This is a genomic window from Ruegeria sp. AN6 (assembly GCF_056540425.1).
In genome coordinates this window covers 1-14,129 of sequence record NZ_JBQFWR010000032.1, presented here as the reverse complement: position 1 = coordinate 14,129, position 14,129 = coordinate 1, and the positions used below count along the sequence as shown (strand labels likewise).

Genomic DNA, 14,129 nt, shown 5'->3' with positions numbered 1-14,129 from the left:
AATAGATTACTCATGTTATACCCCTGAAACTCAGGGGCTTGAATCATGCAGCCGAGATGACGGCAACCAAATTAATGGGTCCAGAACCTAAGGAAGTTATCCGCGACCACCACCCAGTTTGAAATGATCGCGCCTCCGATGACCAGCGCAAAAAGTAGCATAGAGACCTTGCTAAAGACTGGTTCGACAGCGGCTACAATCCGCGGCGCCAATGACCGCGCGGTCACCCCGACTAGGATTGGAGAAGCTGTTAAAAAAAACATTGCTAAAGCCGTCGAAGAGATGTCGATAGCGGGCGCAGTTGCCCCCATGAACATCTGCATCGAAAACCCCAGGATAAGCGGTACGGTAACGACACAAGTCAGACTGAAGACTGCTGTAAGAGTAACGGACAAAGCAACATCCCAATTCGAAAGCTTGGTTACGATGTTACTGATCGCCCCGCCCGGACAGGCCGCTAAAATCATAATGCCAACGGCTGTCTCGGCGGAAATCCCAAAGATAAAGATCACCATCAAAGCGATGCAAGGCAGCAAAATGATCTGGTTGAGAGCCCCGACGCAAAAGGCACGTGGACGACGTCCGATGCGTTGAAAGTCAGCCGCGGTGAGTCCGAGGCCAAGGCAGAACATGATGACAACAACTGCGAGCGGCAACAGCACAGATATAAAAATTTCGCCCATCTACCATGACCTCTATGACTGCATGCTTCCGCACGCTTTCGGACGATACCGTTCAGAAAACCTGATGACGAGTTTTATCAGTTTGGCGCATTTATCCTAAAGCGCCCGAAGATCGAGGCTGTCTTTATTTATTATACCTATCACAGGGTTGGACGATCTGGTGTGAAAGATCTTTCCAGTGCTAATCTCACTGTATGGCAAGTGTAACTTACGCATTCGCCCGCGCGATGGCCAACGCCGCCGGGATGACGCTGAACGACGATGGCGCCCTGATTTCGAATGGCGCTGTCGTGCTGCGTTTACCAGAAGCTCAAGACGGCCAATTGGCGGATGATGCGTATTTCGATTTGATAGATTGGATTCGTGCGCAACAAGCGGACGAGGCCGCGTTGGTTGAGGCCTATGCAAACGCGATTGCGACCGATGATCTCGGCGTACTTGGCCTGGCCGTTAAGACAGCTCCGACCTTGCGGCAATCATTGCAACGGATCGAGCGCTATTTTCGTCTCGTCACGGACACTGCAGTTTACAGACTTGATGAAACCGGCGACCCGGTTCTTTGGATTTTTGAAGGACAAACACCACATCGCGCCGCCTTGGAGCTGCGCAACGAATGCGCGCTTGCGGCCTTTGCGAGGAACATGCATCGGTTTGTGGGTGATGGGTTGTCGCTCGCATATGTCACGTTTCAGCATGCATGCAGACAAGAGCCAGAACATTACGCCGAATATTTCGGGTGCCCGGTTCGATTTGGGAGCGCCCACAACGCCATTGCTATGCGCCCTGCTATGCTGGAAAGCGAAAATCGTCTTGGCGATCCGGGCTTGTCAGATTTCATGACGAAGCACCTGGATGAGGAGTTCAACTCTCGCGATGACGACACCTCACTGAGCCAAGCAATTGTCCACCGGCTTACGCCAGCCCTTAGTAACGGCGCACCGCAGGCAGCGCATGTCGCCCAAGAGATGGGAATGAGCGAGCGCACTCTTTACCGCAGGTTGGCCGAAGAAGGGCTGACCTATCGCGACGTTCTTGGTCAGGCACAAGTTGCACTCGCTCGTGACCTGCTCCGTGACGGTAAGGCTTCCATAGCCGAGATCGCATTTATGACCGGGTTTTCGGAACAGAGCACGTTCAGCCGCGCCTTCAAGCGCTGGGTTGGCCAGGCTCCGGCACGATTCAGGCAGCAGGCGACCTCCGACTAGGCACACACCTCAAGACCACATGGCAGGTTCGGCCAAAACCTTGGCAGGGCGGGCCGATACCTCAATCGATGTGGCGCCTAACTTCTTCTTTGTCAGATCCACCTGGGGCGCTCCCGAGTAAAGCAAACCCATTTGCCCCTCTCAGACAAAGGAAATTTGCAATGAGCAATCATGACCACAAACATGGAGCAAGCTGCGCTTGCGACGTCACGCCCGAACGCGTTGATATGGCGCGCCGGCGACTCTTGCAACAAGCCGCCGGTGCGGCCGCGGCAGGTACAACAATAGTGGCTGGCGGGCAGGCCCTTGCCGCGACCGACGAAGCACGCGCCTACTATGCTGACCCGGAAAATCCAGGCCTTCCCCAAATCGACATGACCATCGAGCCGGGGCGTACTGCGCTTGTGGTGACCGACCCCCAGATTGATTTTTTGTCAGAGGACGGTGTGACGTGGGGTGTCGTTGGCGAAAGCGTGACCGAACAGGGCACGGTCGATAATATCGAACGGCTTTTCATTGCCGCCAAGGCTGCGGGGATGCCGGTCTTCATCTCGCCCCACTATTACTACCCGCATGACCACAAGTGGGAGTTCGAGGGCACTCTGGAAGCCACGATGCACAGCATCGGCATGTTTGACCGCCTGGGACCGCTCAATTTGGACAACTTCGAGGGCTCAGGTGCCGACTGGATGCCGCAATACAAGAAGTACATCGAGGATGGCGAAACCATCATTTGCTCGCCACACAAGGTTTACAGCCCTGCTCAGAATGACCTGAACCTGCAATTGCGTAAACGCAAGATCGACAAGGTGATCCTCGCGGGGATGTCGGCGAACCTGTGTACGCAGGCGCATCTCTACGAGCTGCTGGAGCTGGGCTACGAAGTCGCTGTCGTTCGCGATGCCACAGCCGGGGCCAAGGTGCCTGAAGGTGACGGGTATCTCGCCGCCATAATCAACTTCCGAATGGTCGCCAACGGCGTCTGGTGGACTGACGACGCGGTTGAGCGCATTGGCCAATCGGCCTGACCCAAATCGATCTTCAAATTTGATCCTGACATCCTGAAAGGACATATCATGACACGCATCTTTACATTTCCCGCACTTACAACAGCGTTGACCCTCGCCCTGGCGGCGGCGGCATTGGCTGACGATGAATACAACGTTTCGAACAGTCTTACCTTGACCGGGCAGCCCCTCGGCATGCATGGCGTCGATCCTGTATCGATGTTTGAAGCCGAAAAACCCGAAATGGGCAACGCCACTTTTACATCGGCCCATGATGGAGTGGACTACTATTTTGTGTCGCAGGCAGCGCAAGCCACATTCGAGGCGGATCCGACGGCACATCTGCCTCAATTCGGCGGGTTCTGCGCCTTTGGCGTCTATGTAGGCAAGAAGCTTGATGGCGATGTTCGGTATGCCGATATCGTGGACAACAAGCTCTATCTCTTTGTGAATGAGGACATCTTCAAGAAATACCTTGAGGACAAAGAGACCGTGATCCAAGGCGCCCATGCCAAGTGGGCAGACATCCACCACACGCCTGTCAGCAGCCTTTGATCGAGGAATTTGGTGGCTTTTGCCGGTCGGAGCCACCGCTGCCTCTCCCCTCCCCAAAAGGCCGGCATTTCTCCAAGACGCCCTGTCCGCAATGACAATTCGCGAGCGTCGAAAACTCTTCCCAAAGGAAACCAGACATGACTGATTTTGAGACCTATACAATCGCCTCAGCCCCTGATGCCGCGAAACCAATTCTGGAAGCATCGCTGAAAGGATATGGTTTTGTGCCCAACCTTTATGCGGCCATGGCTGAAGCGCCCGCAATTTTGGAAGGCTATACGACACTTTCCAACATCTTTGGAAAGACCAGCCTGTCAGAGACTGAGCGCCAGATCATCCTTATGACTAACAACCGGTTGAACGGGTGCAAGTACTGCATGGCCGCCCATACCACTCTTTCACAGATGGCCGGTGTCCCCGAAGACGTGATCGCAGCGTTACGCGATGGCAGCCCTATCGCCGACCCCAAATTGGAAGCACTGCGCAAATTCGTCATCGTGATCAACGAAAGCCGAGGCTGGCCCAGCGACGCACAGGTCGAGGCGTTTCTGACGGCTGGCTATACCCGCCAGACCATGCTGGAAGTCATCCTTGGCACAGCGTTGAAAATCCTGTCGAACTATACGAACCATGTGGCGGAAACGGCTTTGGATGATGCGTTTGTCCCAAATGCATGGACCGCCTCATCCGCGGCGGCGGCTGAATAGCGCGATTTTGCCTAATTGTTGGTCTTGCGCTTAGGCCTGAGTTTGGTTCTGGCCAATAAGGGAATCCGATTTGAGACGTTCGACCGCAAAATCAACAAAAGCGCGTACCTTCGCAGACACGGTTCGACCCTCTTGATGCACAAGATGGATGGGAACCTCGGGTGGCTCATATGACTTCATGACAGTCTTGAGCCGCCCATCTGCAATGTAGGGTGCCACCTGATACGACAAAAGCCGTCCGATCCCATGACCTTGCAACGCCAACTCAATCACGGCGTCATTAGTATTCATGCTGATGCGTGGGTTCACTCGTTTGGTTATGCTCTTTCTACCGCTTTGAAAATGCCATTGGGCGGATGTATTCAGGGCAGTAGAATTAATGATCGCGTGGCAGGACAAATCATCCGGAGTTTCAGGTTTGCCATGCGATTCAAGGTAAGTTGGCGACGCAAATAGTATCTGATTTACCGCACCGCACCTAACGGCCATCAAACTGGAATCAGCGAGGTTGCCAATTCTGATACCAACGTCGAGACCCTCATCAATCAGATTTACTACGCGGTCCACATAAAGAGTGCGTGCCGATAGCTTCGGATAAAGATCCAGAAATTCGCCCAGAAGCGGAGTGATGAACATACGACCAAACAAGACCGATGCGGTGACACTTAGTTCCCCGGTTGGTTCGGCATAGGAACCGAAAGCGGCGCGCTCGGCCTCTTCAAGATCAGCCAAAATACGTCTGGCATCCTCAAAAAACCTTTGTCCACTATCAGTCAGCATCACCGAGCGCGTGGTGCGCACAAAAAGACGGATCCCCAGGCTGTCCTCAAGCATGGAAACCATTCGGGTCACTGTTGGCGGTGACATGTTGAGGTGGCGGGCCGCCGCGGCAAAACCTTTCAACTCGGCCACCTTCACAAAGACGTTTAGCGCGTGAAATCTGTCCACATCATTATTCCACTTTTTGGAATAATATATTGCCAAGTATCTGAATTCCGCAACATAGAAGCTCTGATTAACTTCACCTCAGTCCCAGGGCATCGCCCAGACCGAGATGGAGAATTCAATGGCACGACCCTTTGCAGAGATCAGCTTCACGCCTTCCGTGCGCGAAACGCAGGCCAAAAATGGTTCAGCGAACGGTTACGCGAAGTTTCTGGAAGGCACCCGTCACGAGGACCTGATCAGCCCGATTGAGGCCAGCTTCATCGCGCAAAGGGACGGCTTCTATCAGGCCACGGTCTCAGAAACCGGCTGGCCTTATGTGCAATTCCGCGGCGGTCCAACGGGTTTTCTGAAAGTGTTGGATGAACGGACACTTGCCTACGCCGATTTCCGCGGCAACCGGCAGTACCTCAGCACTGGGAATCTGCTGGGCAATGACCGCATCTCGCTGATCCTGATGGACTACCCCAATCAGAAGCGTCTCAAGATCTGGGGTCAGGCGATGATCATTGGTGCCGAGGACGATCCGGCCCTGATGCAGCGCCTGAGAGCGCCGGACTATCGCGCTCACCCGGAGCGGGCGGTTGTGATCAAGCTTGAAGCGATGGACTGGAACTGCCCACAGCACATCCCCCAACGCCTGACCTTTGAAGAGTTTGAAGATTATCTGGCCCCGTTTCGCACTGAGCTGGCAGCGCTGAAAGCACGAAACGCAAGGCTCGAAGCGTCGCTCGGACAGCAAAACTGACCAGTGTCAATCCTGGCGTGTTCAGACGCGCCCCCCGTAACCCAATGAAAGGAAATACCCATGTCGCGCAATTTGAAATCCATCCTGAGCGCCAGCATTCTCGCGCTTTCAATCGCTGCACCAATTGCACCAGCTCCTGCAATCGCAGCAGGGACCGAAATTGAGGCCACGCGGGCCGTCTATTTCCGCACCGAACAAATCGACGAAGTCAGTATCGCTTATCGTGAGGCCGGAGATCCGAGCAGGCCCACCGTCCTGCTGCTTCATGGCTTTCCGACTTCCTCGCATATGTTCCGTAACCTTATCCCGGAACTGGCCAAGAACTACCACGTGATCGCGCCCGATTTCCCCGGATTTGGCGCGTCGGACATGCCGATGGCCGAAAACTTCGAGTATTCTTTCGCAAATATCTCTGGAATGATGACGGCGCTGCTCGACCGGAAGGGTGTCGATCAATATGCGGTCTATCTGATGGATTACGGTGCCCCGGTTGGTTTCCGTATGTTTGCGGAACAGCCCGAGCGGGTAACCGGCTTCATCATTCAAAACGGGAATGCTTACGAGGAAGGGCTGCGTGAATTCTGGGATCCAATCAAAGCTTATTGGGCCGACCCATCGCAAGAGAATGGCGACCAGCTTCGTGGTTTCCTCACTCTGGATGCCACCAAATGGCAGTTCACTCACGGTGTTCAGAAACCCGAGTCGATCAGCCCGGATAACTATTGGCACGTCCAATACCTACTCGACCGCGAAGGCAATCAGGAGGTGCAACTCGAACTCTTCCTGGATTACGGCACCAACGTTGCCGAGTACCCAAAATGGCAAGCGCTGTTTCGCGAGCATCGACCCCCGGCACTGCTGATGTGGGGTAAGAATGATCACATTTTTCCGGTCGAAGGCGCCTATCCCTATCAACGCGATCTGAATGATCTCGAATTTCATCTGCTCGATACGGGTCACTTCGCGCTGGAAGAATATGGGCCCGAGATTGCGGCGCAAATGACCGCCTTTCTGAACCGCATCACCGCCGCCAGCAACTGACGTAAAACTGGCCGCACCATGCCCAAAGGTGCGGCCGACGCATGGAGAAAACCAATGAATACGCAAGCAAAAACTGTCAGACAGGTAACGGTTGAAATCGTACACGGCGTTGTCGACGGTGGCGCCGGTGGAAATCCCGCAGGCGTCGTCCTGGATGCTGATGAATTGGGCGAACAGGATATGCAAACCGTCGCGGCAAGGGTTGGAATGTCCGAAACGGCCTTTGTGTCGGAGTCCAAGACAGAGGGCTTCAAACTGGATTTCTTCACACCGAACAGGCTCATCGCTCATTGCGGTCATGCAACAATTGCCGCCTTCTCTCACCTTGACGCGCTGGGCCGGATTCCCAATCCCAACACCTCGAAGGAAACAGTTGATGGGCCAAAGGCCGAGTATTTTGCCGGCCGAGCACCGCTGTCTGATCCGATCAGCGCAGATGAGATCAGAGCGCGCAGCCGCAGCCTAACTGAACAGGGCGTTGCACCCTAGGCCAGGCGCGTAAACAACCGCTAGCGCCGCGCGGGCTTACTCTTGCGACGATCCTACGGTCAAAATCTTCCCATTACTCCAAACTAGCGCCTCATAACAAACTTCGGCTCCTGCGCTTCCGCACCAACCACCGTCTCGTCCAATAAGCAGTATACGATCAGGCCCCCAGTCAATAAGACGCCAACCCGTTGCCTGCCACGACATGGTTTCACCGTCGACGATAAGATTGAGCATGCAACCACCTGTTCCGCAGTACATAGAAGCAGCAGAAGAGCAGGAATACTGACTTTCATCTACGAGTTCAGCCTTAGCCGTGCCAAACTGGGAGCGCAGCTCGATCTCGGTCACGGCGTCACCCTGATCGAACTCTCCATTCTCGAAGTCTTTGCAATCAGCGGCTGCTCTTTCGATGATCTGTTGTGCTTCCTGGGAGGCGGCGAAAACTGTTGTGGCGCAAAACATTGCGGCGACCATCGATGCCAGAAGCGCTGCAAACAAAGATTTCACTCTTTTCATGCTTTCCTCATCGTTTGAATTCAGTGATATCCTGCCAAAGTAGCTTCGTAAGAGGCGGTTTCGCCGAAGTTTTCCATCACCCATTCCGGATCGTAGTAGGTGTCGAGATAACGGTTTCCGTCGTCACACAGAATAGTGACAATGGAGCCAGATCGTCCGGCAGCCTCCATCTCTTGCGCAACTTGCAAAGCGCCCCAAAGGTTTGTGCCTGTTGATGGGCCTGCCCGCCGCCTGATCCGATCTTCAAGCCAGAGCATTGTCGCAATGCTTGCCGCATCGGGCACTTGGATCATACGGTCGATTACATCTGCCAAAAATGACTTTTCTACCTTGGGACGTCCGATACCTTCAATGCGACTTGAACAGGGGCGGGTCAGGGTCCTGTCTCCAGTTCGAAAGCTATCAAAAAACACTGAGTTTTCGGGGTCCACAACAACCAATTCACTATTAAAGCCTTTGTAGCGAATGTACCGCCCCAGCGTTGCTGAAGTTCCGCCAGTTCCCGCGCTCATCACAATTACCGATGGAATTGGATGTGGCTCTCGTTCCATCTGGCGAAAAAGGCTTTCTGCAATGTTGTTGTTTCCTCTCCAATCCGTCGCCCGCTCGGCGTACGTAAACTGATCCATGAAGTAGCCACCGACTTCAGCTGCCAGTTCAACCGAGGCCTGGTGCATGTCCGGCGCCGCATCGACGAAGTGGATTTCCCCACCTTGGAACCGGATTAGGTCGATTTTGCTCTTGGCGGTAGATTTTGGGAGAACCGCGGTAAAAGGCACTCCGATCATACGGGCGAAGTAAGCTTCTGAAACGGCAGTGCTGCCAGACGAGGCTTCGATTACACGTGTCCCTTCCTTTATTTTCCCGTTTACAAGTGCATAAAGGAAAAGCGAGCGCGCCAACCTGTGCTTGAGACTGCCGGTCGGATGGGTACTTTCATCCTTGAGGTAGAGGTCTACGCCCTTCAGTCCCCGAACGGGTAGCTTGAAAAGGTGCGTATCGGCAGAGCGATGTGCATCCGCATTGATCTTAGCTATCGACTCCGAAATCCAATGATCCATGCCTCTACTCAATCTCCCCGCTTAGCGCCCGTCAAGCTTGGGAAAACCGTCTTGAGGATTTATGGGGATGCAAGCATGCGTCACCAATAGGACCGACTGTCCATCTAACGGGCAGGAATACCTATCGTGCCAGATTGTGCTTCAATGAACAGCCAGTGATTAAGAGGGAAAAATGTTAGGGTACTATAGGCGACGACTTGAACCCCAAGGAGAACCAGGCCGAATACATGAATGAGTGCAGGTATTTGATCTTCGTAAGCAAGCAGCAGAATTGACACGATCTGGCCGATGCAAATTGCTGCAACAAATATTCCAATATCAATCAACAAAAAGTTGCGCTCAAATATCGCTGTGTACGCTGTGAATACTATTACAATCAAAATAGCAGTAATTGCGAGGCTAACTCCTTTAGCACTAAATACGTCCCTTCTTGTAAGTCGGGGTGGAAGCGGCATTAGGCAGGCCCAAAACAATCCTGGCCAAAAAGCCAGCTTTAAGTGTTCCCAAATTGACTCGTTGACAGCTGCCACAAGCGCCATTGGCTTCCAACTTCCAAGCAAAACAAATGCAAAGTGCAGCCCGGACCCAAGTAGGATCATTAGGATCGCCCCTATCGCTTCGAGCCAAACTATTCGGGACGAAGCTTCCAGCATGTTTGGATCTCCCAATCCTGATTGTTGAATACTCTGCTTAGATTCTCAAAAGTGAAATGCCCGCAGACATCGAAGGTCTAGAAATAACTTTCACCCCCCATTGGTGAGCGGCAATGTCCAAGTTCTTGTAAGAGTCTGTAAAATTGACCCTTCCTGATTTTTAACCCCAGTTGCTGTCATTGCCATGTTCTAAATTGGACCGTAGGCTGAATAAAAAACGGGGTAGAGCATGCACGCTACAAGGTGGGTAATTTTATCGGCTGGATCTATCGCTCTAGCCACAGCGTCGTGTACAGATTTGTATCCTGACGCCGATGTCATGCCCACTCGCGCTGATGGGGCAGCCTTTTTCTCAGAAAACTGTACTTCTTGTCATGGTGTGGGTGGTAGAGGCGGTGGCCCGGCAAGCAGCGGTCTTTCCGTTGAGCCAACAGATTTGACAACATTGAGCGCGAAGAACGCAGGCACTTTCCCTCAAGCACGGGCCCTAAGCTACATCTATGGCGACCCGGGAAACAGCCATCTTGCTCGGGTTATGCCGGAATTTGGCGGGGAAATGGCCGAAGACCTGGTTCCGGTCGAAATCGAGGGTGTCTTGACGCCCACCCCGCGCGAGTTAGCAGGGTTAATGTTTTTCTTAGAAGGCATCCAACAGTAGATTAGTGTTCTTGGCGTTAGGTCAGTAATTGATCGTTTGCCGGTTTTCTGGACTTACACCTTTTTTGACCCGGTGACTATTGCAGACCTAACACTGTGAAGCGCAGTTTTCTGCAGCGCGTAAGCAGTCACTCAAATTCCTTTGACCGAATTGGGGTGTCGAACCCAACACTGGCAGACTGCGACGCGACATATGATTTATGTCAAAGAGCTGAGCGCTTTCACATGCTAAATTTCGAATGTTAAATGGTAAAGCTGTTCTGAGCTCGTTGCTGCCTGTCCCCATCAATCGGTTTTGGGCCACAGGATAGCAAATGTTATATGGTAAAGGACCGACGTTGACCGGGGGGAAGATGTCGGTCCATTTTTGTTGTAGTGAACTCTCGTTTAGCAAAGGACCTCCGGCTTATGAGGTACTTCATGATCGTTGCAAGCATGGGCATTTCTTCGGTTGCAACGATATCTGCGGCAGATGAGTTTTTGGACCTTGGTAAAGACCTCTTTGTTGAGCATTGCGCCAGATGTCACGGAAACGATGCAACCGGGAAAGGACCTGACGCAGCTGACTTGAAAACAGTGCCTGCTGATTTAACAAGGATTTCCGAACGCAGAGGGGGTGTGTGGCCCATGTTGGAGGTCATGTCGATCTTAGACGGTTACTTGAAAGTACAAGAACCTCGCGATGACATGCCGATAATCACCGAATTGAATGACGGCCCTGCTGTCGAATTCGATACGGGCAACGGTTTGGTTACGCAAATTCCTTCCAGACTTATCGAAATTGCTGAGTATTTGGAGAGTATTCAGTCTCCGAAGCCGGAACGATATGTTCCGTGAAGTTCTGCTCCGCATTTGTGTACGCTAAAGAGTGCTGCGTTGGGCGGTTTCCGTAGTCGCCAAGAAGCAACGAATATGAGGATCGCGTTGTGGACGATGCCGTCGCGGTCTGGCCTAGCTTGCTTCAATATCAGGACTCGCGCTTCACAGCGGTCTAATCCAAGACTTCTTGTAACACTTCACCGCTCGCACCATTGGGACGCGCCGTGCTCAATAATGCAGACAGTGTGGATGCGAGTGCAGTCGTGCAAACACGGCGTGCGACCCGTTGCGGTTTTAAGTTCGGTCCAGCAAAGATAATCGGCACATGTGTGTCACCGCGCCACGGTGACCCGTGGGTGGATGTGACGGACAGACCATCGAAGTCTGCGATGAACCAGCCGGGTTTGAAGACTACGTATATGTTCCCGGATCGGGTCGGATGATAGTTGTTGCGGATCAAGCGCATGATGTCGGTATCGGGCAGGAGGTTTGCTTCGATAGCCGTACTGGGGACGGCGAATGCCACATTGGGAAAGGATAGAAGCTCTTCTGCAATAGCTGACTCCAGCGTGGGCAAATCAATATCACGGCGAGCCAATACTTCGGGGGCGATATTGAGATAGGGATGATTATAACCCTCAAGCAATTTCCCGGTGATCCCAAACCGCTCCCTAAGGCTGGCTATCTGTTCCGTCGGGTCCCATGTGTCCGGAGCAACAAGGCCAGTTTGGATGCCAACACTCTCCAAATAGCCCGGCGCATCGGTGGTGCCGTGGTCCGCCGATAGAACGATCAAAACGTTTTCCAGCCCAATCCGTTCGTCGATAAACGCGAAGAGATTCATGAGAGTCTGATCGAGGCGGTATATCGTGTCCTCGGCTTCAAGACTGGAGGGGCCAAACACATGGTTGACGTAATCCACGGACGAGAAGCTAATCGCCAGATAATCCGTTACCGCGTCTTGCCCGATATCCTCGGCATCAATCAATCGTTTGGCAAATTGCGCCGTCAGATCGTCGCCAGCGGGACTAAGCGTTAAAAAGGTCGTAAAGTAGGGATTTTCTAGCGGGTCAAACCCATTTTGCATCGAAGAATAGCGATGAGGAAAGGTTATGCCGAACCCGGCGACATCCGTCTCCCATGGCTGGTTGTCACGGTCGCCAAAGAGATAGGCTTCCTTTGGGTGCATCAATTCCCAAGAGGTTCCTTCAAAGGAGGCGCTCGGCGATGCGTCATTCCAGACAGAAACCCAATCAGGGTATTTGTCGTAATAATACGAGCTTGTGACGAAACGATTTGCGGCTTTCGAGAACCAGAAGGCTTTGCCGCTTTGTCCCGCCATTGTAATAGCCCCACGGTCTTTGATTGAAACTCCAAAGACCTTGGCCGCTCCAGCAGTGGAAGCGTTTAATTCGTCCGAAAGCGTCGTAACAAGCATAGCGCGTGGTGACCGCCCATCTGTGCCAGCTGCCGCCTGTGTTGGGTCAATTTCAATATCGTCATTGACGCCAGCGCCATCTCCAAGAAGCGGAGCGGTGCTGTCTTCAACGTTGTAAACAACGCGGTCCAAGGTTCTGTCGAACCATATGTTTCCGATCATCCCGTGCACTGCCGGTGTTGCCCCGGTCGCCAATGTGGCGTGCCCGACAACAGTTTCTGTATTGGCATGGCAATGATGGGCGTCCACATAGTGTACACCGTTTTCAAGTAAATTCTTAAGGCCACCCTCCCCAAGATTCTCAAAGTAACGTGTCGGCAGATCGCCCCGCAACGCGTCAATGGTCAGCTGCAAAACAAGACGAGGAGGTTCTTGCGCATACGCAGGAGCGATTGCAACCAACCACAAAGAAAAACAAGCTCTCAGTGATTTGGTCATAATGCTTCCTTTCGCTGTATTGCGCAGCAGGTCTGTCGCGACCGCAATTGCGTGCTAGAACAACCCTCTTCAATACCAAACTGATAGCAAAAACGCTTCACGTCTACTTCTTCCGACCTATCGCGAAATAGCCTGCAACACCCAAACCGGTGTTCCGGCAACCAGTAAAGCTGCCGTTAGTCTTCAATCGTCAACTTTTCACGATTTTTTGGCTATGGCGATGATCAGCCAGACTTCGCCATGAAATCCGCGAACGCTTCCTTATAGTCTGGATGCCATCGGCTGAGAGGTGGGCGATTTTCAATGATGTCTCCCAAGCTCCAAGCAATGCGTTTCTCATCAGTATCGCGTGAAACGTCATTGTCGGGGCAGAGGATGTAGAAATCCCCGCGGTTCACGCTTTCAACAAAGAAGTCGACAGTCTGCTCAGCGGTCCAGGCAGAGGCAGGCTTCTCGGGCGCGGAGATCATGCCGGTATAGACGAATCCAGGGACCAGAAGATGCGCGGTAATCTGATGACCTGGACCCGTTCTGAGCTCGTGGGACAGTGCCTCGGTAAAGGCTTTGAGAGCCGCCTTTGAGACATTGTAAGCCGGGTTACCTGGCGGGGTAGTTATGCCTTGTTTGGACCCTGTATTGATAATTGCGCCTGGTCTGCCTCGGGCGATCATGTTTGGCGCGAAGACCTGGGTGCCATGGATCGGACCCCAAAGGTTCACGCCCAGCATCTTATCCCAAGCCGTGGCGTCCCCAATGGTCGATGATTTGCCGCCGACACCAGCGTTGTTCATTAAGATGTCTGCCCCGCCGTGGCGGTCTGCTACCATCCGTTCCAACGTCTCTAACTGCGCGCGATCACTGACATCTGTCTCAGAAGTCATCATATCGGCCGCGCCAGCGGCTAACACCAAGTTTGCCGCGGTAGCCAGTTTCTCAGTGTCTCGATCAACAATAACAATGCGCATGCCCATCTGAGCGAACTTCACTGCTGCGGCGAGGCCAATGCCGGAAGCACCCCCGGTAATCACGGCCACAGAGTCCGAGGTGAATGCGGGGTGTGTCATCGGCTAAGCTCCTCCTAGGCTCCAGACTCATTGATTTACAGCCAGAACAGCACGGTAGCTGCTAGAGCGATAGCCGAGAGGAATACCTTTGGGCATCTGTCAT

At 53.2% G+C, this 14,129-nt stretch carries 16 protein-coding genes; 9 read left to right on the top strand and 7 right to left on the bottom strand.

Features of this window, described 5'->3' with window-relative positions:
- Positions 1–71: 71 nt before the first annotated feature.
- On the bottom strand, positions 72–683 hold the full coding sequence (locus tag ACR0MQ_RS22725; protein WP_480611207.1) for a bile acid:sodium symporter family protein: 612 nt from the start codon (positions 681–683) through the stop codon (positions 72–74).
- A gap of 194 nt (positions 684–877) precedes the next feature.
- Here ACR0MQ_RS22725 and ACR0MQ_RS22720 point away from each other — a divergent pair, with 194 nt between their 5' ends.
- From ACR0MQ_RS22720 to ACR0MQ_RS22705, 4 genes are all read left to right on the top strand, one after another.
- Positions 878–1,888 carry an AraC family transcriptional regulator gene (locus tag ACR0MQ_RS22720; RefSeq protein ID WP_170473738.1) on the top strand — a complete coding sequence of 337 codons (1,011 nt, stop codon included), beginning with the start codon at positions 878–880 and terminating at the stop codon, positions 1,886–1,888.
- A gap of 161 nt (positions 1,889–2,049) precedes the next feature.
- On the top strand, positions 2,050–2,916 hold the full coding sequence (locus ACR0MQ_RS22715; RefSeq protein WP_058282012.1) for a cysteine hydrolase family protein: 867 nt from the start codon (positions 2,050–2,052) through the stop codon (positions 2,914–2,916).
- Positions 2,917–2,964: 48 nt separating this feature from the next.
- Positions 2,965–3,450 carry a YHS domain-containing (seleno)protein gene (locus tag ACR0MQ_RS22710; protein ID WP_170473741.1) on the top strand — a complete coding sequence of 162 codons (486 nt, stop codon included), beginning with the start codon at positions 2,965–2,967 and terminating at the stop codon, positions 3,448–3,450.
- 137 nt (positions 3,451–3,587) lie between these two features.
- The gene (locus ACR0MQ_RS22705) at positions 3,588–4,157 is read left to right on the top strand and encodes a carboxymuconolactone decarboxylase family protein (protein WP_170473744.1); all 570 of its coding nucleotides are present in this window, start codon (positions 3,588–3,590) and stop codon (positions 4,155–4,157) included.
- Between the two features lie 30 nt (positions 4,158–4,187).
- Here ACR0MQ_RS22705 and ACR0MQ_RS22700 read toward each other — a convergent pair whose 3' ends face one another.
- Positions 4,188–5,105 (bottom strand): LysR substrate-binding domain-containing protein, encoded by a 918-nt coding sequence (locus ACR0MQ_RS22700; protein WP_480611204.1) that lies wholly within the window; start codon positions 5,103–5,105, stop codon positions 4,188–4,190.
- A gap of 118 nt (positions 5,106–5,223) precedes the next feature.
- Between ACR0MQ_RS22700 and ACR0MQ_RS22695 the strand changes: the two genes are divergently transcribed.
- Genes ACR0MQ_RS22695 through ACR0MQ_RS22685 form a run of 3 tightly spaced genes read left to right on the top strand, consistent with a single transcriptional unit; the run spans position 5,224 to position 7,380 of the window.
- Positions 5,224–5,850, top strand: coding sequence for a pyridoxamine 5'-phosphate oxidase family protein (locus ACR0MQ_RS22695; protein ID WP_058273058.1), 627 nt, complete (start codon positions 5,224–5,226; stop codon positions 5,848–5,850).
- A 60-nt stretch (positions 5,851–5,910) separates the two neighbouring features.
- Positions 5,911–6,891 carry an alpha/beta hydrolase gene (locus tag ACR0MQ_RS22690; protein ID WP_170473752.1) on the top strand — a complete coding sequence of 327 codons (981 nt, stop codon included), beginning with the start codon at positions 5,911–5,913 and terminating at the stop codon, positions 6,889–6,891.
- A gap of 54 nt (positions 6,892–6,945) precedes the next feature.
- Entirely contained in the window at positions 6,946–7,380 is a 435-nt protein-coding gene (locus ACR0MQ_RS22685; RefSeq protein ID WP_480611201.1) for a PhzF family phenazine biosynthesis protein, read from the top strand.
- Between the two features lie 36 nt (positions 7,381–7,416).
- On the opposite strand, the gene ACR0MQ_RS22680 is transcribed toward ACR0MQ_RS22685, so the two are convergent.
- The 3 genes from ACR0MQ_RS22680 to ACR0MQ_RS22670 form a co-directional block, all read right to left on the bottom strand.
- Positions 7,417–7,896, bottom strand: a complete 480-nt coding sequence (locus tag ACR0MQ_RS22680) for a hypothetical protein (RefSeq protein WP_170473756.1) — start codon at positions 7,894–7,896, stop codon at positions 7,417–7,419.
- 20 nt (positions 7,897–7,916) lie between these two features.
- Positions 7,917–8,957 carry a PLP-dependent cysteine synthase family protein gene (locus tag ACR0MQ_RS22675; RefSeq protein WP_170473759.1) on the bottom strand — a complete coding sequence of 347 codons (1,041 nt, stop codon included), beginning with the start codon at positions 8,955–8,957 and terminating at the stop codon, positions 7,917–7,919.
- 104 nt (positions 8,958–9,061) lie between these two features.
- Positions 9,062–9,610: a DUF6512 family protein gene (locus ACR0MQ_RS22670; protein WP_170473763.1), complete on the bottom strand. Its 549-nt coding sequence runs from the start codon at positions 9,608–9,610 to the stop codon at positions 9,062–9,064.
- A 229-nt stretch (positions 9,611–9,839) separates the two neighbouring features.
- Between ACR0MQ_RS22670 and ACR0MQ_RS22665 the strand changes: the two genes are divergently transcribed.
- Positions 9,840–10,268, top strand: coding sequence for a c-type cytochrome (locus tag ACR0MQ_RS22665; protein WP_480611197.1), 429 nt, complete (start codon positions 9,840–9,842; stop codon positions 10,266–10,268).
- 419 nt (positions 10,269–10,687) lie between these two features.
- Positions 10,688–11,104 (top strand): c-type cytochrome, encoded by a 417-nt coding sequence (locus tag ACR0MQ_RS22660; protein WP_170772238.1) that lies wholly within the window; start codon positions 10,688–10,690, stop codon positions 11,102–11,104.
- A 154-nt stretch (positions 11,105–11,258) separates the two neighbouring features.
- Here ACR0MQ_RS22660 and ACR0MQ_RS22655 read toward each other — a convergent pair whose 3' ends face one another.
- Both ACR0MQ_RS22655 and ACR0MQ_RS22650 read right to left on the bottom strand, forming a co-directional pair.
- The gene (locus tag ACR0MQ_RS22655) at positions 11,259–12,962 is read right to left on the bottom strand and encodes an alkaline phosphatase family protein (RefSeq protein ID WP_170772236.1); all 1,704 of its coding nucleotides are present in this window, start codon (positions 12,960–12,962) and stop codon (positions 11,259–11,261) included.
- Between the two features lie 224 nt (positions 12,963–13,186).
- Complete coding sequence (locus ACR0MQ_RS22650) at positions 13,187–14,026, bottom strand: SDR family oxidoreductase (protein ID WP_170473773.1); 840 nt, start codon at positions 14,024–14,026, stop codon at positions 13,187–13,189.
- Positions 14,027–14,129 lie beyond the last annotated feature (103 nt).

What these genes read in the sequence shown, in the direction of transcription:
- ACR0MQ_RS22725 (WP_480611207.1), bottom strand. Translation starts at nt 683, where the DNA reads ATGGGCGAAATTTTTATATCTGTGCTGTTGCCGCTCGCAGTTGTTGTC.
- ACR0MQ_RS22720 (WP_170473738.1), top strand. Translation starts at nt 878, where the DNA reads ATGGCAAGTGTAACTTACGCATTCGCCCGCGCGATGGCCAACGCCGCC.
- ACR0MQ_RS22715 (WP_058282012.1), top strand. Translation starts at nt 2,050, where the DNA reads ATGAGCAATCATGACCACAAACATGGAGCAAGCTGCGCTTGCGACGTC.
- ACR0MQ_RS22710 (WP_170473741.1), top strand. Translation starts at nt 2,965, where the DNA reads ATGACACGCATCTTTACATTTCCCGCACTTACAACAGCGTTGACCCTC.
- ACR0MQ_RS22705 (WP_170473744.1), top strand. Translation starts at nt 3,588, where the DNA reads ATGACTGATTTTGAGACCTATACAATCGCCTCAGCCCCTGATGCCGCG.
- ACR0MQ_RS22695 (WP_058273058.1), top strand. Translation starts at nt 5,224, where the DNA reads ATGGCACGACCCTTTGCAGAGATCAGCTTCACGCCTTCCGTGCGCGAA.
- ACR0MQ_RS22690 (WP_170473752.1), top strand. Translation starts at nt 5,911, where the DNA reads ATGTCGCGCAATTTGAAATCCATCCTGAGCGCCAGCATTCTCGCGCTT.
- ACR0MQ_RS22685 (WP_480611201.1), top strand. Translation starts at nt 6,946, where the DNA reads ATGAATACGCAAGCAAAAACTGTCAGACAGGTAACGGTTGAAATCGTA.
- ACR0MQ_RS22680 (WP_170473756.1), bottom strand. Translation starts at nt 7,896, where the DNA reads ATGAAAAGAGTGAAATCTTTGTTTGCAGCGCTTCTGGCATCGATGGTC.
- ACR0MQ_RS22675 (WP_170473759.1), bottom strand. Translation starts at nt 8,957, where the DNA reads ATGGATCATTGGATTTCGGAGTCGATAGCTAAGATCAATGCGGATGCA.
- ACR0MQ_RS22670 (WP_170473763.1), bottom strand. Translation starts at nt 9,610, where the DNA reads ATGCTGGAAGCTTCGTCCCGAATAGTTTGGCTCGAAGCGATAGGGGCG.
- ACR0MQ_RS22665 (WP_480611197.1), top strand. Translation starts at nt 9,840, where the DNA reads ATGCACGCTACAAGGTGGGTAATTTTATCGGCTGGATCTATCGCTCTA.
- ACR0MQ_RS22660 (WP_170772238.1), top strand. Translation starts at nt 10,688, where the DNA reads ATGATCGTTGCAAGCATGGGCATTTCTTCGGTTGCAACGATATCTGCG.
- ACR0MQ_RS22655 (WP_170772236.1), bottom strand. Translation starts at nt 12,962, where the DNA reads ATGACCAAATCACTGAGAGCTTGTTTTTCTTTGTGGTTGGTTGCAATC.
- ACR0MQ_RS22650 (WP_170473773.1), bottom strand. Translation starts at nt 14,026, where the DNA reads ATGACACACCCCGCATTCACCTCGGACTCTGTGGCCGTGATTACCGGG.